This window comes from Microcoleus sp. MOSTC5 (genome assembly GCF_036701825.1).
GTDB classification, from domain to species: Bacteria; Cyanobacteriota; Cyanobacteriia; order Cyanobacteriales; family Microcoleaceae; genus Microcoleus; species Microcoleus asticus.
In genome coordinates this window covers 1-23002 of record NZ_JAUBRK010000010.1, presented here as the reverse complement: position 1 = coordinate 23002, position 23002 = coordinate 1, and the positions used below count along the sequence as shown (strand labels likewise).

Genomic DNA, 23002 nt, shown 5'->3' with positions numbered 1-23002 from the left:
CCGATTATTGCACTTTTGTCAACTACACTAGGTTTAATCGGTTCTAGGGCAAGAGAACATGAGCGGACAAAACATCGGCGATTTGTCAAAAGAAATATTAGCCGATCGCTATCAGTGCGATCGGCGGCTCGGCAAGCAAGCAGGACGGCAAACCTTACTCGCCCGCGACTTAAAAACGCAACAGCAAGTAGTCGTCAAACTCCTCTCATTCAGCAGCGACTTTAACTGGGAAGACTTAAAACTGTTCGAGCGAGAAGTCGAAACCTTAAAATCCCTATCCCATGTCGCAATTCCCCGATATTTAGACTCCTTTGAAATCGACACTCCCAACCGCAAAGGATTCGCCCTAGTTCAGACTTACATCGAAGCCAAATCCCTACAAGAATATCTCTCAGACGGCCGCACCTTCAGCGAAAGCGAAGTCAAACAATTAGCCACAGCATTATTAAACATCCTCGCCTACCTGCACCAGCGACGGCCCCCCGTCATTCACCGCGATATTAAACCCAGCAATATTTTACTCAAGAATCGATCGGGCAACAGCGTAGGCGAAGTCTACCTAGTTGATTTCGGTGCTGTTCAAACTCTAGCAACCCAACAAGGAAAAACAGTCACCGTTGTCGGAACCTACGGCTATATGCCGCCAGAACAATTTGGCGGGAGGGCAGTCCCCGCTTCCGACTTGTACGGCTTGGGAGCAACATTAATCGCCTTAATTACCAAGCAGCATCCTGCCGACTTGCCGCAGAAAGATTTGCAGCTCGAATTCGAGCAATTCACCAAATTAAGTCCCGGTTTTACCAATTGGCTGAAGTGGATGACGCATCCCAGTTTAGAACGCCGTCCCGCCTTAGTCCAAATCGCAAAAGAAGTTCTCGAAAAACCACAGACAATAAATAAATATTCCCTACCATTGAAACAGGGAAAAACCGTGAATACCTTTAGCTTGTTCTGGAATGCGATCGGGCGCAGCATTGGGACAGGATGTCTAGCTGTAGGAGCTTGTGCAGCAATTTACAGCACCTTTTTCTTTTCGGCACTGATGACGATAATTGTCCAAGGAATCCTGGGCATTTTTCTCGGCTTGCTGCTGGGGTTGGGGAACGGAATAATCGTAGCAATTGTGACCCGATTGTGTTTTTTCCCCCTAACTAATCCCAAACTTCACCGACAGGTTTTAAATGGAATTAGTATCGTACTCTGTACTTTGGTAAGCCTCGACTTCCTTCCGAAGACTTCGCTGCCGTATTACTCAAGTTCAAGTTATTATATTTTGCTGCTTGCACCGTCGCTAATTGCAGGACTATCAATGGGGGAAAGTAGCAAGTATTTTGCCCGCTGGTATCAAAGAAAAAGTGGAGTCTAAAATTTATATAAAGTAGGTTGGGTAGAGCGATAGCGAAACCCAACCTACTTTATTTTAAATAAAAAAGCGAAACCCAAAACTTTATTTTAAATGAAAACTTGAGTTTCGTGACCTCAAACCAACGTACATAATTTTGGCTTGCACTCAAGTTAACATTAAGGTAAAAAAATATGATTGCGAAAGTATTAGCAGAACGCTATGAAGTGCAGGGGCAACTGGGAAAACAAACAGGTCGCCAAACGCTGCTGGCTCGTGATTTGCAAACTCAAGAATTAGTTGTCATCAAACAGCTATTCCTTGGTAACGATTTTGAATGGCAAGACCTCAACCTATTTGAACGGGAAGCGGAAACTTTAAAAGAACTCGATCATCCAGCAATTCCTCGCTACCTCGACTACCTGGAAATTGACGAACCAGACAGTAAAGGATTTGCCCTGATACAGACTTATGTAGAGGGAAAAACTTTGGAAGACCATTTAAAAGCTGGACGTAGTTTTAGCGAAAGCGAGGTGAAAGAATTAGCTAAATCGCTGTTAGAAATTTTGATTTATTTGCACAAACAAGAACCGCCTGTTATTCATCGCGATATTAAACCCAGCAATATTTTACTGCACAGCAGATCCGGTCACTCGGTCGGACAAGTTTATTTAGTTGATTTCGGCTCGGTGCAGAACCAAGCTGCAAAGTTTGGCGGCACAATTACAGTAGTGGGAACTTACGGATATATGGCGCCGGAACAATTTGGCGGGCGCTCGGTTCCGGCTTCTGACCTTTATGGTTTAGGTTCAACTTTAATTTATTTGGTAACAGGTTTGCATCCCACGGAACTGGCGCAGCAGGATTTAAAAATTCAATTTGCCGCTCGCATCACGCATCTCAATCCTAATTTAGTTGATTGGCTGGAGTGGATGACGGAACCGAGTTTATCCAAACGGTTATCTTCGGCTGAGGAAGCATTGCGATGTCTCAAAAATCCCAGTTCTATCGACAAAAAATCTATAGCCTTGCAGCCGCAAGGCAGCGATATTAAATTGACAAAAAATTCGGAGTTTATCGAAATTATATTTCCGCCGCCAGGAGTTGGTTTTGGGTTAATTGCTCTGTTTTCTACTGCGGTTGCTGCAACTGCCATATTATGGGGTAATTTTGATTATAATAAGCCCTTCACTAATTCAGAGATAAATCTGCTAATTCTTGTGATGATAGCAGAAAGTTTATCAGTTGCGGTAGCAGTAATGTTTCTGTTTGCACTATTTCGGAAATTGCGTCTCAGAATCGATCGCCAGCAAATCTCCTGTACCAGCTATCTACTGGGGTTGAGATGGAATCATTTCGAGCCAGCCGCCAGACAGGACATTTCTTATTTGAAAATTGAAAAAATTGGAGCCAACCTTTCTGAGGTGATTGTTAAAGCCGGCAACCAAAAATATAGACTGGGAGTGAAGCAGAAATTAAGCGAAGCAGAAATCCAGTGGTTCGCTACAGAACTAAGCCAGTGGTTGGGATTGAAAATTCAAAGAATTTTGACAGACGGTAAAAAGAAAATATCGATGTGAAAATATCTCCCTCGCCCCAACAAAGCATTCCCCTCTCAAACTGCGGGATGGGCGTCCCCCCCCTCCGGTGTATTTTCACAGCAGGTGGGACACCCCACAAGCCTCATCCTCAAATTGTCTAACCCCGATCGCACTCCCCCGCTTTCTCTCAATCTCATGCAACCGTCGGCCCCGATCGCCCGTAAAATGCTATCAAAGGGATTTGGCAAGTAGCACTCATCCCAATCATCTGTTAACTTGGAGATATTGTTGTGGACTTATCGCTAATTCCGGCACAGCCGAAACCAGGACTGCTCAACGTCCTCATCGAAATTACCGCCGGTAGCAAAAACAAGTACGAATTTGATAAAGACTTGCAAGCCTTTGCTCTCGATCGGGTGCTTTATTCCTCAGTCCAATATCCGTGCGACTACGGCTTCATACCCAATACCTTAGCCGATGATGGCGACCCCCTCGACGGCATGGTAATGATGGATGAGCCCACATTTCCAGGGTGCATCATAGCAGCCCGTCCGATCGGAATGCTGGAAATGATTGACGGAGGCGACAGGGACGAAAAACTGCTTTGCGTTCCCGACAAAGACCCCCGCTACGCTCACTATAAGTCCCTCAAAGACGTAGCCCCCCACCGCTTGGACGAAATAGCCGAATTTTTTAGAACCTATAAAAATTTGGAGAAAAAAGTCACAGAAATTCTGGGTTGGCAAGATGTAGATCTAGTAATGCCGTTAGTGGAAAAGTGCATCGCAGCCGATCGCAAATAAGTCCCTAGCCCGCACTCCTCGACTGCAACCCGACTAAAAACTCAGGGGGCCGAACTTAAGGCGATCGCTGCACGTCTAGGGATGCAGTCGAGAAACGGGTGGCTAGAATGTCAAATCAGTCGTGAATGCCGAGTCACCGGAACGGCATTCCTCAAAACCGCGGCCCGACACCAATCTTGAAAAAAATACTACTCCTAGAGTAAGATCGAGCGAAAATTCTACCCCTAGAGAATGCGTTCTACGTTTGAGGAAATTTTACCCGAACAATCTTGTTCGGCGCTATCTTAATCTCAGAACACAGAACACGCCGGGCAGCCCGCACGGTGGAAAAAATAATCTCTCAAGCGTGACATCTCCTACACCAACCGGTACGGTTTAGGTTTCTAACAGCCCAAGTCTTCGGCACTCGGATGGTTTCCCCATAAAGCGCTTTATAGTACAGATTGCTAAAAACTAAAAACTAAAAACTAAAAACTAAGATTTCAACTCCCAAGTTCCTGCCCCCAAAGCTAAAAAAGATGCCAGATTCCCCACCCTCTCTACCCAACCCACAGCCTTCAGATGGCAAAGCCACTATGGAAAATAGTCCTTTGACTGAGTTTGTCGTTCAGTTCTGGGGCGTGCGGGGCAGCATCGCCACCCCCGGCACCAAAACAATTCGCTACGGAGGCAACACCTCTTGCGTAGAAATGCGCTTGGGTAAAAAACGCCTGATTTTTGACGGCGGCACAGGTCTGCGAGTTCTAGGTCTCAACCTGCTGCGGCAAATGCCCGTGGAAGCCCATATGTTTTTCAGCCACACTCACTGGGATCACATTCAAGGGTTTCCGTTCTTTACTCCTGCCTTTATCCCGGGGAACTGCTTTCACATTTACGGTGCGATCGCCCCCAACGGCACTACAATCAAACACCGTCTTGCCGACCAAATGCTGCACCCCAATTTTCCCGTCCCCATCCAAGTGATGCAGTCAGACCTCAAATTCAACGATTTGACCCCTGGGGATATTCTCGAACTCGACGATGTGAAAATAGAAACGGCACTGCTGAACCATCCCAACACCGCGATCGGATACCGAGTCACCTGGGAGGGACACACAGCCGTCTACTGCACCGATACAGAACATTTTCCCGATCGGCTAGACGACAATGTGGTACACCTAGCTCGCGACGCCGACGTGCTGATTTACGACGCTAACTACACCAACGAAGAGTATTACGACTTCAATACCCCAAAAGTCGGCTGGGGACACTCGACTTGGCAAGCAGGAGTAGAAATAGCGAAAGCTGCTGGAGTCAAAAAAATCGTGATGTTTCACCACGATCCGGGTCACGACGACAATTTTCTCGATCGCGTTGAAGCAGACGTGCAGGCCGCATTCGCCAATGGCTGCTTGGCCCGCGAAGGCATGAGCATACCAGTGATTTAGGCAACAAATCAATGCAGGCTCAAAAAAACCGCCGACCCAAGGCAAAAATTAGCAGCGAGAAGGCAGAAACACCATGAACCACAAAAACCCCCCCAAGAAGCGTCGCTCTCGTGGCTTGCGGGGGCTTTACTCAACTTTGCTGGTGTTGATAATTTTCTGCTGTACTGGAGGCGGATGGGTAGCAGCCCAGACAGCCGGGTCCAACACTCCGGCGCGACTTGCTCAAGTCTCTGCAATTGAGGATAATGGCACTGTCGATCGCATCCCCGAACGCTACCAACTCGGACAGCAACTGTACCTAGAAAACTGCGCCACCTGTCACATCGCTTTACCGCCACAAGTCTTACCTACAGAAACTTGGCGCAGATTGCTGCAAGATTCCCAACACTACGGGCAAACCATCAAACTGCTAGTAGACCCGCCCCGTCTGCTAGTCTGGAACTACCTGCAAACTTTTTCCCGTTCCCAAGCCAAAGACGAAGAGATCGCCTATCGAGTCGCTAACTCTCGCTATTTCAAAGCTCTGCACCCCAAAGTCAAACTGCCACAACCCGCAAATATCAGCAGTTGCGTTACTTGTCACCCCGGCGCGTCTCAATACAATTTCCGCAAGCTTACCGCCGAGTGGCAAAACTCTCCGTAGCGGAGATTAAGTTCGTAATTATATCCGAGTGCGAGGGAGACGATCGCACTAACCAGAAAACGGCGATCGCATTCTGAACTAGAGACTTATCTCAAAGTGTGGGTGCGATATTTCAATTCATGCTTACTGGGCATCGCACCTTACAAATAACCTCTGGCTTTACCCTCATCAATAACTCTGACCAAGAATTTCTTGATGGTACCCGCCACGTGATTTATCCGTGGAATCAATCCAAAATCTCAAATCTAAAATCCTCAAGCCCCCGAATTTATCCGTGGGGTCAATCCAAAATCCAAAATCTAAAATCTAAAATCGAATGACGGCTAACAGTGAAGTTGTGCGACTGCCGATAACGTCTGTTGCAAAACCGACCAAACTTGCTAGTCCGTTCCAACCGAGTGGTTAGCAGCAGCTTGAGTGGCATAGAAGTAAAAAATCTGTGCCTTTAACTACTTTTTGACAAATTGTTATGATATCTTAACTTTACCGGAGGCTAGTTCAGACAATTTAAGAAGCCTGGTTATCAACTAACCTGATTTATGATTGACAGTAAAAAAATTCGACTGAAATGGGAAAGTTATTGCTTTAAAACCTTTGGGAGATGGCGATCGTGTTCATTGACCTGCCCAGTAGACAGACCTCATCCTCGGCATATTTTTTGGAGTTGGATTGGCAGCTTTTTGGCAATTACTGCAACGTCCTATCTTGCTGTAAAAACTAATTCTCCTTTACTAATGGCTCCGTTTGGCGCTACAAGCGTTCTGATTTTTGGTGTCCCTGACAGCCCTTTGGCTCAACCCCGGAATGTCATTGGGGGCAATTTCTTAGCTGCTCTCACCAGTTTAATGATTCTGCAATTTCTCGGTTCTTCTCCCTGGGCGATGGGAATGGCTGTTTCTAGTGCGATCGGAATTATGCAGATTACCAGAACTCTACATCCGCCTTCGGGAGCAGTTGCCTTAGTCGTCATGATGACCAAACCAGACTGGAAATTTTTGCTAACACCTGCTTTTGAGGGATCAATAATCTTGGTCTTGTGCGCCGTCATCTTTAATAATTTAGCGGCAGACAGGACGTATCCCAAGCACTGGTTATAGCATTGTCTCTAATTCTCTCATCCTTCTCTCGGGAGCACTACCCAAAATCGGGATGCTCCCTCGATTCCTTCTTCCTTTTTTCTTGCATCCGTTACATCCCGATTCAGTGCGCGTTGCCGAACTTCCTTCTGCTAAATTAATCAAAAAAAACGGACGGATCGGGGGAAGGTCGAGATCCCTTTTGAAAGCGTTCCCAGGACTGCTTTAACTGAGCCGGCGCCGGATATTCGCGATCGTAAACCACCAGGACATTCGTCAAATTCCGTCCCGGCGGCAATAAAATCTGCCCCTGATGAGCCAAACCCACCGAAGCGCCCCCGTCCAAATTCATCGCTTCAAAACAGCCGATTGCCTGCATAACCTTAGCTTCTGCTTCCAAAGACAAACTATCAAGAAAAGTTACCAAGAATAACTTATCTCTCGAAGCCGGAAAGCCGATCGCCGTTCTCGAACCCACGCCCAAAACATGAGCATCTTTAAAACCTTCCGACAAAGGAGACAGCCCAACTTTCCCCCCTTTAACCAATCTCGGCCCGCAAGTCAGAGAAAACCAATGTTGACTCCAATCCGGCTTACCTTCGATTCTAGCCGTCACCATTTCCAATTGATTTCCGGCTTTAATTCCCAAAGTCGTGCCGTAATTTTCCCATCGGCTGTACTTCAGAAACTTACCCGCCGCCACCATATTTCCCAGCACAGATTTCTGCTTATCTTTACTAAAAAAAGTCCCGTTAGCAACAACAGCAGCCCGGTAACGCCCCACCATATTTTCAAAAGGTTCATCGCCCCGCGTTACTTTAGAAGTATTTGCAAAATCTGCATTATTAGCTAACCCAATTGTGATATAAATTTCCGGGTCGGCGAGGTCAATAGTTGTTAGATAAAAACTGGCACCAGCTACATTTTGGCTGCTGACTTGTACAGGTTTTGCTTGCTTAGCAGAACGTTTGATAGTTTGAGGTTGAGACGGCTGCGCTGCGGGAGAATTTTCTGGCGATTTTACAATAGGATTACTCGGCAGAGGTTGATTGGTTTTTCCAGATTTTATAATGGGATTGTTAGCGAGAGGTTGAAGAGTTTGATTGGATTGTATTTTTGATAAAAAAGCGAGTGACTTTTGCCACAGTTGACCCGCGAGAGTCAAGAAGCTATTTCGGTTTTGGGCGATCGCAAAATAGTCAGCCACAACCCGCGCCAAAGCTAGGCCCGTTAAAAATAAAAAAGTGCGCCGCAGCATCGGGCGACAACCTTCAGACTGTTTGCGTTTAGACATAAAAAAAATCTCAGCTAGCATAGCGAACAGTTTTCTATGGCTGTGACTACAAAAGGCGATCGCGCGAATTCTGAAACTACCAGTAGCAGGGTGCGCCGAGGCGCACCTTACCACTAATTCAAAACTCAAAACAATTTTCCTAGCCCGTATTCCGCATCCCCGCAGCAATTCCATTAATCGTCAGCAGAGCTCCCCGCAACAATTCACCTTTGCTGTAACGCGAGTGAATTACCCCCGGAACCCCGCCACTACCGTGCTGCCGCAAGCGTTTCAGCAGCGAAACCTGCAACAAACCCAAAGGCACAATCGTCGCATTTCGCAACTGCACCGAACGCTGCAGCGATGGATCTCCGTCCAACAAACGCTGGTGTCCCGTAATAGTTAAAACCAAATCCCGAATCAAATGAAATTCGGCAGCAATTTGCTCAAATAAAGTCTGAAAACGCTCCTTGTCAGCCGGCAAAGCTAACTCCTGCACGTAGTGTTCTGCAATCTGCAAATCTACCTTAGATAAAGTCATTTCCACCTTAGAAATTACCATTCTAAAAAACGGCCATTTCAAGTAGAAATACTGCAAAAGTTTCAAATGTTCTTCCGGTTCCTCCAGCAAAAACTCTTGCAAAGCCGTGCCGACACCGTACCAAGAAGGCAGCAAAAAGCGGCTTTGAGTCCAGCTAAACACCCAGGGAATTGCTCGCAAACCGCTGATGTCTTTTTTGCCACCGCGACGCGCGGGGCGAGAACTAATCTGCAACTGGCTGATTTCTTGAATGGGGGTAACTTGGTGGAAGAAATCGACTAAATCCGGCTGTTCGTAGATTAAATGGCGGTAGTGCGATCGCGACCTCACCGACAACTCCTCCATAATCTCATTCCAAGGGTCGATGCCATCAAAACCAGTGTGCAGCAAACTAGCTTGAATTACCGCCGCCGCCACAGTTTCCAAATTGTAAAGCGCCAACTCCGGCAAAGAATATTTAGAAGCCAAAACCTCGCCTTGTTCGGTAATCTTAATTCGCCCGCTAATACTCTTTCCAGGCTGAGCCAAAATTGCCTTGTAAGCAGGCCCGCCGCCGCGCCCTACAGAACCGCCTCTGCCGTGAAAAATCCGCAACTCTACATTGTATTTTTCCGCAACCATTTGCAAAGCCTTTTGAGCTTTGTGGATTTCCCAATTGCTGCTGAGGAAACCAGAATCTTTATTGCTGTCGGAATAGCCCAGCATCACCTCTTGCAATTTGAGAGTTTCGATTGGACATTGGATATTTTCTTCGCTTTTTTCCGCTAGTTCCTGTGCGTATCCTCCTGTTAGCAAAGCTCGATAAAGCGGCAGATCAAAGATTTGCTGCATTACTTCCGGCGCTTTTTTTAAATCTTCCACCGTTTCAAACAGGGGAACTACTTGAATGCTGCTAATTCCTGTAGCCGGATCGTAAAGTCCTGATTCTTTTGCTAACAACAAAACCGCCAGCAAATCGCTGACATCGTGGCTCATGCTGATGACGTAAGTTTGGCAAATTTCCGGGCCAAACTCCTGCTGCATTTGCCGCAATATTCGGAAGGTATTGACCGTCTCGCAAGTTTTGGGAGAAAAGGGCAATTCTGCAGGAATTAAAGGGCGGCGAGTTTGCAGTTCTGTGGCGAGCCAAATAATTCGATCGCATTCCGACATTTCATTGTACGACTTGGGCAAAATTTGCAAGTATTCAGCAATTTCGCTCAAAGCGTCGGAGTGTACTGTTGACTCTTGGCGGATATCTAGGTAAGCCAAATTAAACCCGTAAATTTCTACTTGGCAGAGCAGATTTTCCAAGTCCCGACAGCTCAAACCAGTTTCCACTAAATTGTGCTCGATGAGCTGCAACTCAATCAAAAACTCAGCGCCCGATCGATAAAGGCCGGTCATTCCGGGATTTTCCGACAAAGCTTCGCGTTCCCGCTGCAACTCGTCTCCTTTGTAGAGTCGCCAATTGCGATCGCGCGTATTTTCCAGCCGCTGCAGCACGTAGGCCAGCTTCAACCGATAAGGTTCTTGGCGGTAGCGGATCGCCCACTGCTCGTAAACCTCGGGAAATTCCGATCTGTCGCGATCGAGAGATTCGAGCAATTCCGGCAGCACGTCGCTCCAGTGCAGCGACAAACTCAACAGTTCATTGAGGCGTTTCACGGCGTTGATGTACTTACACAGCACCAAATGGCGCTGATAACAAGCCGTTTGCCAAGTAACTTTCGGAGTCACAGAAGGGTTGCCGTCCCTGTCGGAACCCACCCAAGAACCGAACTTGCAAAAATTGTAACTCGGCGGTTTCAGATAAGGATAAGAAGCGTGGAGCGCTTGCTTTAAGCGGTGGTAGAGTTCGGGAATCGCATCAAACAGCACTTCATCGAAGTAGTGGAGAGTGTATTCCACCTCGTCAAGGACAGTCGGCTTGAATTGGTGCAGTTCGTCCGTGCGCCACCAGAGGCGAATTTCTTCCATCAGTTGCTCTTGGAGAGCGGCCGCTTCCCAGCAAGACACCGGGTAGGGGCTTTGAGAGCCGCCCCCGAACACCTGAAATTTCTCGTCAACTTGGTCTAGCTGTTGGAGAATCTTCGCCATTCGCCGCTGCTTGGTGCGGATCGTGTGGCGGACAATTTCCGTCGGGTGAGCTGTAAATACCAAGCGGATGTCCAACTGATCGATCAAGCGCTGGATTTGTTGGCTAGGCACGTTCAAGCGCTGCAGCATCGGGAACAGTTGGTGAAAAGTTCCGGCGTCTCGGGCGATCGTCTCGCTGCTGTCTGCATTGCTCAGAGCCGTTTGGGCGGGGCCTGGGCCTTCCCTGTGGCGCGGGCGATCGGGCGCATCCGTTGCTTGTCCTGGCAGTTTAGAAAACATCCGCCCACCAGCATCGTTGCTGCTAGCGTAAGCTAGCTGTTGGTCTCGCTGTTCGTAGTGCTGTTCGACAATGTTGATCAACTGGAAATACAGTGCAAAAGCCCGAGCGGCGCGGATGGCGGCGTTGAGGTCGAGCTTTTCGATTAGCTGTGCGACATTCGACTCGCGAAAGTTAGTGGCCTGTCCCTCGGCGGAATTGACCGATCGCATTTGTTGGAGCAAATCCACCAATTCCTGCCCGCACTCCTGTCGCAGCACCGATTCCCACAAGTCCTCTACTACTTTGAGGCGATTGCGCAGAAACAGGTCTGATTTTGAGTAAGCGGGAGAATGGGAAATAGATGTTGCATCAATAGCCTGTTCTGAAGACTGGAGGACTGAAGTCATCGGGCTGTTCCTCAATAGCTGCGGGTGTCAAGAAAATTGTATGGTTTAGTTTCGCCTAAAACACTTTTGTTTGCAGTCAAATTTGAGACAACTTATTGCAACGTAGAAAGTAGAAGGCACTTATGTAGAAGGTATAAGGAAAGACCAATTCTTACAGCACGGATTTTACCGATTGTCAAGCTTTAAGATTGGTTAACCTGCAATTTGAGATTTTCGGCGCGAAAGGTTCGGCGAGCACTGAGTCGAACAATTTTAGATTTACTCCAAAGATGAATCTGGGAGCTTGAACAAGAGTCTAAAATTTTGAACTTTCCACCAGAGGAGCCGGGGGCTGGCATAAGTTTTTGGGCGGGGTGAAAAAAATTAGCTTCTAGTTGCAAGCATCCTTCCTTATGCCTTCTAGTCCTGTGATTGAGGAAAGTTGAGCACGGGGAGGCGCGAACCCCGAAAAACTTCTTCGCTTTCAACGCCGATCGACGCAACAAACTCAGCAGCAGCTTTAGCCACCACCAAGCCGCCCAGCATGGGTAAAGCGACCAAGCTCAATAAAATGTCTGAGGGAACTGGCAACTTTGGACTGTTAGGTGTTTGAGTTTTGAGCAAGTCTTGGTTTTCCGACGGCATAAATTCCTCCTGTGTCAATCCCTAATCCTCAGTTTACAGGGCAAATAATCATCTTGACCGCTGACGAATGACTAATGACTTTTGATATCAAATCCAGTGACATCCGAATCAGATCCTGCAAGCGATCGTCCCCGCGCAGCCAAGTCTATAAATATCTTCTCGCCAGATCTTAAGATCGCACTCGGAAAAAACGCTTTGTATAAAATCGGGATACTCTCCGAATATCGAGCGTGCGACTGTCTCCGCGCAGCTAAGCGAAACCACAGCACTACAATCCGAAAATGATTATTCCGATACAAACGGAAACGGTATCAGGAATAACGAATAACTTCTTGCTAGGCTTAATTTGGGTCTATCTGTGCCAAAATGTCGGGGTAGTATTATCAAAACACTATTCCCCAACGGATCGAAGCCGAGGGGATACAAGGCAAGACAGTAAGCCCAGCAAGGCTTAAACCTGACAAAACGGTTAGGCTCGGCAAATAAAATAATTGTCTGTAAAATCTGTAACTGTGCTATTTCTAGAAAACAAAACCAGCTTTGGCAAAATTTAGAGTTTCATGTTGAATGCGAACGGGAGCATATTGGCAGATAATCGATCGAGCGCGTCGCAGTGGGCGCAAGAAGCTTTAGGGCTTCCCGAAGTTCAAGTACAAGCGCGTTTGCGGGGAAATCACCTGCACATTTTGTGCGAAGCAGCGCAGTGTCCGTCTCAAGAATTGGTGACGGCGAGATTTACCAGCGCCCTCGAACAAACTGATTTAACGCGACTGCTGCCCGATCGACCTAAAATTTACCAGTTGTTTCTCTGCGGCCGCAAACTCGGTTCCCGACAAAATGACTGGACAGTCCGGCTCGATTGCAGCAGTCCCCAGCGACAGCAACAGCCGCAGCAACCGGAACCAAAAGTTGCCGAAGTGCCGCCGCCAGAGAGTCCCGCCGACGGCGAACCGCCAGAAAGCCGTAAAAAAGGCGGATTTTTCGGCAAATTTAAGAATGACAACCGCAAACTAAAACAGACACCAAAACCGGTAGAAACAGCGGCCCACCCGCCGCAAGTACGGGAAGAACTTGATTTTGACGCCGAAAGTCTTCCCATCGCCTCGCGGATTCAATACCCAGAAGCTTTTGAAACTTCCCCCGTGACGATCGACACTTCGGCTGCTGCGACGCGGGAAGCTTTTAGTTCCGCCGTTCCCCCCCAGCAGAAAGCGAACCGCGGCGCGGTGGCTTTGATTCAATCCCCCGAAGCCGACTCAGGCGATGGCGATCGCGGTGGAACATTGACGGTTTCGCCGGAAACTTTGGCGCGCCGGGGCTATCCAGATGCGATCGCCAGCTATCTCAGCGAAATCCTCGGCCCGATGGGAGTTTCGGTGAAAGTAAGCATTCGCGAAAAAGAACTCAAAAGCAGCCGGGAAAACCTGCCGGCTCAGGGGCCGGAAAATATCAAGCCCAAGGAACGCCGGCTGCTGGTGCTGTGCGAGTCAGCTTACAGCCCCGACCCTTCGTTGCTGGCAGAACCCATCGCCGGCCGGCTGCGGAAACTGCAACTAGAGGATTTCCGGGAAGCACTGATCGGCAGCCAAGTGAGCGGCGAAGCGAAGCCGGACTGGGTGCTGCGGGTGGATTTAACTTCGCCGGACAAAATTCTCAAGGAATGGGCCAGGTGGGGAGACGTACCTGCGATCGCCAAACTGCTAAACCAAAACTTGGCAGCATCGAGAGTTGAAGTGCGGGCCACCCTCAAAGAAGCAACCCTCCACCTGTTTTGCAGCAAAACTGCCAAAAAAGGACAAAAGCCTAAACGGCAAGAATACCCCGACAAGCAGCAAACCACCGACACGATCGCCCCTTTGTTAGCTTCCTTCGCGCCCCAAGGCATCCGCGCAGCTACTATCTACGGCGTAGAACCAGCCAAGGACTCTCAGGCGGCGCCGGAGTCGCCAGTGTGGATAGACTGGGTGGACTTGCCAGCAGCCCACCACCCCGACTTGGCTGCAAGCGCCAGAACGCTGGCGGCCGAGGGCGACCAATTGGCTCTGACTTTTTTATTGAACAGGTTGCTCAACCCCAGTCTCAGGCGCAAGCTGGAAACAGGAGGGATTCGCGCTGTCGTGCTGCAAAAAGCCGACGTGCTGCACGTCATGACTGAAGCTCTGACTTGCCCTTCTCAGTCGAAGGTAGGGCCGCCGGTGGCTAAATTCTTGCGGCAGTTACAAATTCCGGGAGTGGCAGGGGTGCGAGTCTACGGGCGTCGCGCCGGCCAGAAAGTGCCGCTGTGGCGCTACGCAATTGATCTCAGAACGGCGGTTGACGAGGAATCAGCGGCGACTCCGGCACCGGCTCCCTCGCAATTGGCTGTCTTGGCAAAGGAACCTGTGCCAGAGTTTGCGGCGGATGATGGGGCTTTTTCGGGTTTGGGCGAGAATTTGGTGTTCGATGCGCCCGGGCCCAACTCCTGGCGGCCCCGCTTCAAAATCAGACTCCCCGGATACAATCTGGGCGAGCAGTTAGTTCAAGCTGCGGTGCAACCGCTTGTGGCTTCGGGTTTTTTTGTTCCCAACGATGGTTTGTCTACAAATGCTACTGCGCCCGGGGGCGTGAGAGCCGATCGCGCCGCCGGCATGGCTTTGATTTGGGCGATCGCCGGCTGTCTGCTGACTTTCAATACCGATTGGCTCCTCGGTCTATTTCTGCAATCTGCGACGGTCAGTCAAGCTCCTAGCACTTCCGAAGTTTGCAGCGGCCCAAATTGTCCAAAATCATCCCCCAAGGCTTTTGGCGACGTTACAGCCCGACTTCCGAACGAAACCGCGAACCCCGTTCCCCCTTCTGGGGAGGTAAATTTGCCTCAAATTCCGTTGCAACCGTCGCCGGAAGCTAACCAGGAAGAGGCTTTCAATGGTTCCGGGTTTACGAAACCGGGAAATATTAGCGTTCCTGTAGCGGATGTTTCTGCTCCTCCGGTGTTCCCTACTTTGAGGAGCGAGCAGCTTGACGACCAGATAGCGCGCTATCAAGAGTACATCCACCTGCACAAAAAACCGCCGGATATTTTAATTGTCGGTAGTTCGAGGGCGCTGCGGGGCATCGACCCGGCGGTTTTGGAAACAGCTTTGGCAGCTTCGGGCTATCCGGGGCTGAGGGCTTACAATTTTGGGGTTAATGGAGCTACTCTCCAGGTTGTAGATTCGATCGTCCGCCGGATTTTGCCGCCGCAACAACTGCCAAAATTGCTGGTGTTGGCGGACGGGGCGAGGGCTCTCAACAGCGGGCGGCCGGATTTGACTTTTAGCGCGATCGCTTCTTCGGAAGGTTACAGGCAATTGTCCCGGGGTAGTTTTCTGATCCGCACCAATGAATTAGATGCTGAAGGATCGAAAGAGAGTGCCAACAATCCGGTGGCGACTGCCACTGAATTGGTGGACAATTTGGAACAAGCTCAAGCTGACGTTCAGCAATTGGTGAGTCAAAAGTTTGTGGAGGGTTCTGCAACTTACAAAAAGCGCGATCGGCTCAAAGGGTTTTTGCGATCGCTCGCCAATCCATCAGCCCCTGTTGCAACCGAGATCCCTCAAACCGCAGCCCTGGGCCCAGAAACAACGGAAAATGCCCAGCCAACTGCTGCGAGTAAACCAACCAGCGAGTTTCAACCAAACGGCTTTTTGCCGATCGATATACGCTTCAATCCTGATACTTACTTTCAGAGCCACCCGAAAGTATCTGGCTACTACGACTCCGACTATCAAGATTTTAAATTGATAGGCGAACAAGCTCTAGCACTCAAAAATCTGATCCAATTTACTAAGGTTCGCAACATCAATCTCGTGTTCGTGAATATGCCTCTGACGGAAGATTATTTAGATCCGGTGCGGACAGGTTACGAACAAGAATTCCGGCAATATATGCAACAATTAGCAGCTCAAAGCGGACTAATTTTCCTAGATAAGAGTTTATTGTGGCCCCAGGCGCGGGAATCTTTTTCCGACCCCAGCCACCTCAACCGTTACGGTGCTGTTGCAGTTTCTAAACGGTTGGCTCAAGATCCCATGATTCCCTGGCCAGCGAAACAATAGTTTTGACTTTTGAGTTTTGAGTTATTTTAGAAGTTAACGATCCCAACGTTGCGAGTGCGGCGCGACTCTCTCAAAACTATTCTTTCCTGCGGCTGGATACTGAAAGTAAGCAACCCCGGTCTGAAGACACGGGGCTTTGGCAAATAAGCTAAAGCCGTGCTTACCCGCCTAAGCCTTAACGGGCTACGTTGTTGGGGTCAAAACACCGGAAAATGCGACGCTAGTTTTCCGATCTGTTGTTTGCAATTAAACAATTCTAAGGTCACTGGAATAGTGTTGCAAGCGTAAAAAGCCCTTATAACATTGGCAAAGCGAACTTTACGAGAAATCGAAGGGACACAACAATGTCTATCCAACCAAATTACGTTTTTGTTCTAGATGCTAACCGCAAACCACTAACACCATGCAAACCATCTTTGGCACGCAAACTGTTAAAGGTTGGCAAATGTAAAGTTTTCAGGCTTTACCCTTTTACTATAATCTTGAAAAAAAAGGTAGTTCAAGACCCGCAGCCTGTCACTTTAAAGATTGACCCCGGTTCAAAAGTTACTGGGTTTGCTCTACTTCTGAATTCCAATCTGATCTGGGTAGCCGAACTAACCCATCGCGGGCAAGCAATTAAGGCATCGTTAGAGTCGCGTCGTTCTCTACGGCGCAACCGCAGAAGTCGGCATACAAGGTATCGCCAAGCGAGATTTTTGAACCGGACTAGATCCAAAAACTGGTTAGCTCCCAGCCTCCAACACCGAGTAGAGACGACTTTAACTTGGGTCAACAAGTTATCAAAGCTTGCACCAGTTAAGACAATCTTTCAGGAATTGGTTAGGTTTGATTTACAAAAAATGGAAAACCCGGAGATTTCAGGGATTGAGTATCAACAAGGGGAGCTGCAAGGCTACGAAGTCCGCGAGTATCTTCTTGCAAAATGGGATAGGCGGTGCGCTTACTGTGGCGCGGAAAATGTACCGCTACAAGTTGAGCACATTCATCCTAGAGCGTCGGGCGGAACCAATAGAATATCTAATCTGTGCTTAACTTGCGAATCTTGCAACAAAAAAAAAGGGACTAAAGACATCAAGATATTCTTGGCGAAAAAAACCGATATTTTGAAAAAAATTGTGGCACAAGCTAAGCGCCCGTTGAAGGATGCCGCTGCTGTTAACTCGACTCGATGGGCTTTGTTTAATCGCTTAAAAGAGACAGGTAAAGAGATTATTACGGGTTCTGGCGGGTTGACCAAATTCAACCGCATACGGCTGGAATTACCAAAAACCCACTTCTTTGATGCTGCTTGCGTAGGTAATACACCTGAGATTTCTGTGTCAGCAAATCAGCCTTTAAATATCAAAGCAACGGGGCATGGTTCAAGGCAGATGTGTCGCACCGATAAGTTTGGAATTCCTTCTAGGTACGTTCCTAAATTTAAGTTTGTCAAGGGTTTCCAGACAGGCGATATTGTAAAAGCCGTTGTTACTTCGGGCAAAAAAATTGGTACTTATACGGGCAGAGTGGCTGTCCGCTCATCTGGCAGTTTTAATGTGTCAGCAGCCCAGGGCTTAATTCAAGGAATCAGTCACAAATATTGTTTTTATATTCATCAAAAGGATGGGTACAATTATGGATTTTAAGACTGTTGACGGGATACTAAAGTATCCCGTGTCCCTTTTCCTCCCAGGGCTAAAGCCACTGGGTTTCCAAGCTACCGCGAGGTTTTTATGAAAAGATTGAGATTTCCTGAAGCTAGCAAAAATACACAGATAAAAAGTGCCAGAAAAAATCTGCCTTTGATATTTTTTATATTATCTTTAGCATTTTTCTGTTGGAGTTTGTATAAAGGTTTCTTTTTACCTTTAGCTTTATCCTCTCCGCCGCCCAGCCAGGAACAAAGTAGCGAACAGCAAACTCTGGAACCCTTTGAACAGGTTGTCAAAGACGCACAAAAGTTAGAGGGACTATTTAGCCTTTACCGCAATCAAGCAACTAATAAAGTTTATCTAGAAATTACACAGCAACAACTAGACAAAAAGTTCCTGTGTTTCGTAACATTGGCTTCGGGTTTGGGGGAAGGAGGCATTTTTAGCGGATTGCCGATCGGCGATTTCTTGTTTCAACTGCGCCGAGTCCAAAATAACGTGCAGTTTGTGATACCAAATATCAATTTTCGCACCAGTCCGGGCGACCCGCAAGCTGGTTCGGTGGAAAGGGCATTTAGCGAGTCGATTCTCTATTCTTTGCCACTCAAAAGCATTCATCCGCAAAGACAAACTCTGCTGATCGATTTAGGCGATTTGCTGATGAGCGAAAAGCGCGACTTACCAGGGGTAAAAGCGATTTTGCCGATGATTTTGGGCGCTTCTTACTCGATCGATGAAGACAAATCTTATTTTAAAGATGTTAAAGCGTTTCCGCTGAATGTAGAAATTGCTTCTATTTACGGTTTTTCTAGCGATAATGACAGTGCGGTTAACTATTTACCTTCGGTTCCTGACAGTCGGGCTTTTAACCTCCGCATTCACTACAGTTTCTCGGAAGTGCCGCTAAATAACGGCTACCGCCCCAGACTTGCGGACGAGCGAGTGGGCTATTTTCTGACAGCATATAAGGACTTTTCTGACAAGAGCAGCCGGGAGCCTTTTGTGCGCTATATCAATCGCTGGCATTTGCAAAAGCAAATCCCGACGGCGCCGATGTCGCCTCCGGTGCAGCCGATCGTCTTTTGGATTGAAAATAATGTGCCTGTGGAATACCGAAACGCAATTCGCGAGGGCATTTTGGAGTGGAACAAAGCTTTTGAAAAGGCAGGTTTTACTGAGGCAATTCAGGTCAAACAAATGCCGGAGAATGCTAAATGGGACCCGGCTGACGTTCGCTACAATACTATTCGCTGGTCGAGTTCTTTTGAGCCTGAGTTTGCAGGCATCGGGCCGTCTCGCACTAACCCGCTGACTGGGGAAATTTTGGATGCTGACATTCTTTTGGATGCTAATATTGTCCGCCAAATCAAACAGGGCTATCGATCTTTGGTGGAACAAAATCGATCGGTATCTAAGAGTTTTCAAGGGCAAAATGGTTCTAATACCAACCCCTGTCAGTTCGGGATGTATTCTCGCTATTTGAATGTGTTAGAAAATGGGGATTTAGGAAAAAGCAGCGGGGAAAATGCTCGAGGTGGAATTGCTGATGATTTGCCGACTTTGGTAGAAAGATACCAAGAGCAAAAGCGATCGCCTGTGTCGCGGTTGATGTCGAGTTCGGATATGTGTTTTGGGTTGGAATCGAGCCGGCAGTTTGCGATCGGGGCAATGTCGATGGATCTGTTGGAAAATGCAGCCCCTAGCAGTGGGACGATTGACAATTATGTTAATGAATATATCCGATTTTTGACTGCCCACGAAGTCGGTCACACTCTCGGTTTGAGGCACAATTTTCACGGGAGTACGATGCTGCAACCGGAGGATTTGAACAATACTCAGGTAACTCGCACGCAAGGTATGATTGCGTCGGTGATGGATTATGTGCCGATTAATTTGGCACCGCAGGGAACTGTGCAGGGCGACTATTATCCGACGATTGTAGGGCCTTATGACGATTGGGCGATCGAGTACGGTTACAAAGTTATTGGCGGTGCAAACCCGAACAGCGACTTACCAGCGCTGCAACAAATTGCCAGCCGCGCGGGGGAACCGCAGTTAGCTTACGCGCCGGATGAGGATGCTGTTGACAATCTCGATCCCGCTGCAAATACTTTCGATCTAAGCGCAAATATGCTCAAGTATTCGCAGTGGCAATTGGAGAATTCTAGGGCGATGTGGCAGCGTTTAGAAAAGCGAATTCCGGTTGGGGAAAACGGTTATAACGAACTGCGGGTGATGTTTGATTCGGTGTTCGGGTATTATCTTCAGCAGGTGATGAATGCGACTTTGTATGTGGGGGGACAGTCGTTTAATCGGATTCGCCCTGGAGATACTAATGCGAAGTTGCCGTTTGTGCCGATCGAACTTTCTCAGCAGCGTGAAGCTTTAGCAACATTAGAGAAGTACGTTTTTGCCCCGGATGCGTTTAGTTTTGCGCCGGAATTGCTCAACAAATTGGCGCCTTCGCGCTGGGAGCACTGGGGAAGTCCGGCTTTGGTGTTTCCTCTAGATTACCCGATCGGCGATCGAATTACTTTTTTGCAGCGGTTTGTATTGCGAGTTTTGCTATCTCCGACGCGGCTGGCGAGGCTGCGGGATGCGGAGTTAAAATCAGCGCCGGAAACTGCTTTGAGGTTGCCGGAAGTTTTGGATACTGTGCAAAAGGATATCTGGAAAGAGGTTTTGCAGGCGGAAAAGAAGATGCAAATTTCAACTTTTCGGCGTTCTTTGCAGCGGGAACATTTGGCGATTTTGATGGGAATGGTGCTGCGAAAAACGAGTGTTCCAGAGGATGCGCGGAGTTTGGCTTGGTACGAGTTGCGGCAGTTGCGGGAGGGTTTGAGCAAGAGTATTCGGAATTTGGAGCGGAATGCTGATGCTTATACGCGGGCTCATTTGGAGGAAACGCGCGATCGAATTTCTAAGGTTTTGAATTCGCAAATTCAGTCGAATTAATTTGGGGGTTCAGAAACCGGGTTTTTGAGGAAGATATTTCGGTGCCGCCGGCAGATTTGGTCAAAAACCCGGTTTCTGAGAATCTCAATCAAGTTAAAATAATTCAGAACTTGCGTCGTATACGATAGATAGACAGGGAAGCTAAAAAGAACAGCCCTTATGCCTGCCAAAGACCTTTATCACGATACTGTCTGCACCGCCCTCATCAAAGATGGCTGGACAATCACTCATGACCCACTGATTCTAAAAATTGGGGGCCGCTCGGTCTTTGTCGATTTGGGCGCCCAAAAACTAATTGCGGCTGAACGAGGGTCTGAAAAAATTGCGATCGAGATCAAAAGCTTTCTGGGTCCTTCGCCCATTAATGACCTCGAAAATGCTTGGGGGCAGTTCTTTATGTACGCCAGAACGCTGCAAAGACGAGAGCCAGAGCGTCGTCTATACCTAGCTGTTAATCGCAACACCTTTGAAACGTTGTTTAAAGAAGAAGCTGGGCAATTGCTGCTAGAAGAACCAGGTTTTCGCCTGATAGTTTTTGACCCAAACACGGAGGAGATTATCCAATGGCAACCGCAAATCAACCCGTAGACGAATGGCGTGAGACGTTGGAGAAAATTCTCCAATACTATGCGGATATTCCTTATACTTATGGGGATGTGATTACCTATGTGGTGGTCAGCCGCGATCGCAACCATTTTATGCTGATACATGAAGGTTGGGAAAATCATCTGCGAGTTCATGGTACTGTGGTTCACGCCGAAATCCGCAATGACAAAATCTGGATTCACTATGATGGGATTGAAGACGGCATCACTGATGAACTCGTCGCCTGTGGCGTACCCAAAGACCACATTGTTCTTGCTTTCCATCCACCCGAAGTCCGACAGCATACTGGATATGCGATCGCATAGCTTCTCGTCTTGACCGAGATTTTAGATAACATCAGCTTGGTAGCGTATATCGCACTTTAATAATTTTTTTGGCAATACAAAGTACCCTACAAATAATTTGCAAAGACTAAACTTCTGTCATCGCAACGATTTGAGCGATGGTTAATACCAACTGAGGAAACGTTGGAGAAACAATAATGGCTTCTCCTTGATATCGCTGTGCCTGATATTCACCATCGATTAAGCGGTTGATAGTCACCGTAGGCTGTTTTGGAGAACCAATATACTGAACGCCTCCCAACCCTGCATAATCAACGATCCAATACTCGATGATTCCTAAAGTTTCATACTCATTCAATTTGATGCGGTAATCATCCCGCCAATTCGTACTGACAACTTCGATCGCCAACGGAGGTGGAATATAGGCAGCAGCAGAGGCAGAACTTTGACGCATTCTGACCCATTCTTCCTTGGCAAATACCACAATGTCGGCTTTACGACTCGATTCACTTTCGCCCGGGGCAGCGTTCAATCTGACTTGTTTACTTTGTCGAGGAACGTAGGGAAGGTTCAAGGATTGGCAATGATCCACCAAGAGACGACATAAACCATCGACGACATCCTCATGTTTGGCTGTGGGTTCACTCAGGGGCATGGCAACTCCATTGACTAGCTCGAATGACCTGCCGGACTCGTCATCCCAGTTGAGAAATTCCTCGAAGGAAAGGGTTTTTTGGGCGATCGCAACCATTGATATTAACCTTTTGCGTAGGTTGGCTCTCTGTTGTCTGTTTCTAGCTTAACGTGAGGTAGAGAGATAGATCGCTGCTCTTGTAGGGTGCGTTAACGAAGTATACCGTAAACTTTGACACCTCTTCTCGGTTTTACTGCCCGCGTCCTGGTTTGCAATCTACGAAACCTAATGCTTCTGTGTCGAGAAAACTGGCGCCACTTCGATCGCCGCTGCGATCGGATATTCAATTTCCGCAGCACGCGCAATTAGAGCCGCTTTAATTCGTTCTGGCAAACGTCCCAAAATAACTTCGGCATCAGCAGGAGAAAGTTGTTCTTGAAGTTTAGCTTGCATGGCATTCACCTTTGGGTTGGAATTTGATAAATACATTCAAGCCACTACCGAACTCAGATTTAGCGGTCTAACGGCTAAAGTGAGCGGCAGCAAGCATCATCCAAACGAAGCGCAAAGCTTTTATCATGTCCGCTCCACTGCGTTGTTATGCCGCCGTAATTGCCTTGAGTAATAAGAGAGGTGATTAATTAAGCAAATAGTTAAAACAATAATTCGGACAGTTTTAGATCTAGTCTAGTGTCCTAAACCCTTGCTGGCTATATGCCAATACGGTTCAGTTAAGGGCTATCCAGTGCTTAAAACAATAAATACAGGAGGATTCATTATGATTCCAGTACCTCT

16 protein-coding genes are annotated in these 23002 nt (G+C 47.9%); 11 read left to right on the top strand and 5 right to left on the bottom strand.

Annotation, left to right across the window (positions count from 1 at the left end; translation table 11 throughout):
• The first annotated feature begins 58 nt into the window (after window positions 1-58).
• From QUA54_RS07080 to QUA54_RS07055, 6 genes are all read left to right on the top strand, one after another.
• Window positions 59-1366: a serine/threonine-protein kinase gene (locus tag QUA54_RS07080; RefSeq protein WP_333413969.1), complete on the top strand. Its 1308-nt coding sequence runs from the start codon at window positions 59-61 to the stop codon at window positions 1364-1366.
• A 170-nt stretch (window positions 1367-1536) separates the two neighbouring features.
• Window positions 1537-2922: a serine/threonine-protein kinase gene (locus QUA54_RS07075; RefSeq protein WP_333413968.1), complete on the top strand. Its 1386-nt coding sequence runs from the start codon at window positions 1537-1539 to the stop codon at window positions 2920-2922.
• Between the two features lie 251 nt (window positions 2923-3173).
• Window positions 3174-3686 (top strand): inorganic diphosphatase, encoded by a 513-nt coding sequence (locus tag QUA54_RS07070; RefSeq protein ID WP_172186793.1) that lies wholly within the window; start codon window positions 3174-3176, stop codon window positions 3684-3686.
• A gap of 518 nt (window positions 3687-4204) precedes the next feature.
• Complete coding sequence (locus tag QUA54_RS07065; RefSeq protein ID WP_333186429.1) at window positions 4205-5113, top strand: MBL fold metallo-hydrolase; 909 nt, start codon at window positions 4205-4207, stop codon at window positions 5111-5113.
• A 73-nt stretch (window positions 5114-5186) separates the two neighbouring features.
• The gene (locus QUA54_RS07060) at window positions 5187-5756 is read left to right on the top strand and encodes a diheme cytochrome C (protein ID WP_333413967.1); all 570 of its coding nucleotides are present in this window, start codon (window positions 5187-5189) and stop codon (window positions 5754-5756) included.
• Between the two features lie 539 nt (window positions 5757-6295).
• Complete coding sequence (locus QUA54_RS07055; protein WP_445301534.1) at window positions 6296-6853, top strand: HPP family protein; 558 nt, start codon at window positions 6296-6298, stop codon at window positions 6851-6853.
• Window positions 6854-6989: 136 nt separating this feature from the next.
• Here QUA54_RS07055 and QUA54_RS07050 read toward each other — a convergent pair whose 3' ends face one another.
• From QUA54_RS07050 to QUA54_RS07040, 3 genes are all read right to left on the bottom strand, one after another.
• Window positions 6990-8126, bottom strand: coding sequence for a phosphodiester glycosidase family protein (locus QUA54_RS07050; protein ID WP_333413965.1), 1137 nt, complete (start codon window positions 8124-8126; stop codon window positions 6990-6992).
• A 139-nt stretch (window positions 8127-8265) separates the two neighbouring features.
• Window positions 8266-11391 carry a phosphoenolpyruvate carboxylase gene (ppc, locus tag QUA54_RS07045; protein ID WP_333413964.1) on the bottom strand — a complete coding sequence of 1042 codons (3126 nt, stop codon included), beginning with the start codon at window positions 11389-11391 and terminating at the stop codon, window positions 8266-8268.
• A 399-nt stretch (window positions 11392-11790) separates the two neighbouring features.
• Window positions 11791-12015, bottom strand: coding sequence for a hypothetical protein (locus QUA54_RS07040; RefSeq protein WP_333053485.1), 225 nt, complete (start codon window positions 12013-12015; stop codon window positions 11791-11793).
• A 560-nt stretch (window positions 12016-12575) separates the two neighbouring features.
• Between QUA54_RS07040 and QUA54_RS07035 the strand changes: the two genes are divergently transcribed.
• The 5 genes from QUA54_RS07035 (at window position 12576) to QUA54_RS07015 (ending at window position 21594) form a co-directional block, all read left to right on the top strand.
• On the top strand, window positions 12576-16094 hold the full coding sequence (locus QUA54_RS07035) for a hypothetical protein (RefSeq protein WP_333413963.1): 3519 nt from the start codon (window positions 12576-12578) through the stop codon (window positions 16092-16094).
• 344 nt (window positions 16095-16438) lie between these two features.
• A complete protein-coding gene (iscB, locus tag QUA54_RS07030; RefSeq protein ID WP_333413962.1) occupies window positions 16439-17722 on the top strand; it encodes an RNA-guided endonuclease IscB in 1284 nt (427 codons plus the stop codon).
• An 87-nt stretch (window positions 17723-17809) separates the two neighbouring features.
• A complete protein-coding gene (locus tag QUA54_RS07025; RefSeq protein WP_333413961.1) occupies window positions 17810-20683 on the top strand; it encodes a zinc-dependent metalloprotease in 2874 nt (957 codons plus the stop codon).
• 159 nt (window positions 20684-20842) lie between these two features.
• Window positions 20843-21271 (top strand): element excision factor XisH family protein, encoded by a 429-nt coding sequence (locus tag QUA54_RS07020; RefSeq protein WP_333301874.1) that lies wholly within the window; start codon window positions 20843-20845, stop codon window positions 21269-21271.
• Complete coding sequence (locus tag QUA54_RS07015) at window positions 21247-21594, top strand: XisI protein (protein ID WP_333413960.1); 348 nt, start codon at window positions 21247-21249, stop codon at window positions 21592-21594. Before QUA54_RS07020 ends, QUA54_RS07015 begins: the two co-directional genes overlap by 25 nt.
• A 106-nt stretch (window positions 21595-21700) precedes the next feature.
• Here the strand turns inward: QUA54_RS07015 and QUA54_RS07010 are convergent, their stop codons facing one another.
• Together QUA54_RS07010 and QUA54_RS07005 are read right to left on the bottom strand one after the other, a co-directional pair.
• Window positions 21701-22324 carry a Uma2 family endonuclease gene (locus QUA54_RS07010; RefSeq protein WP_333413959.1) on the bottom strand — a complete coding sequence of 208 codons (624 nt, stop codon included), beginning with the start codon at window positions 22322-22324 and terminating at the stop codon, window positions 21701-21703.
• A 168-nt stretch (window positions 22325-22492) separates the two neighbouring features.
• Window positions 22493-22660, bottom strand: a complete 168-nt coding sequence (locus QUA54_RS07005; RefSeq protein WP_333413958.1) for a hypothetical protein — start codon at window positions 22658-22660, stop codon at window positions 22493-22495.
• Between the last annotated feature and the right edge of the window lie 342 nt (window positions 22661-23002).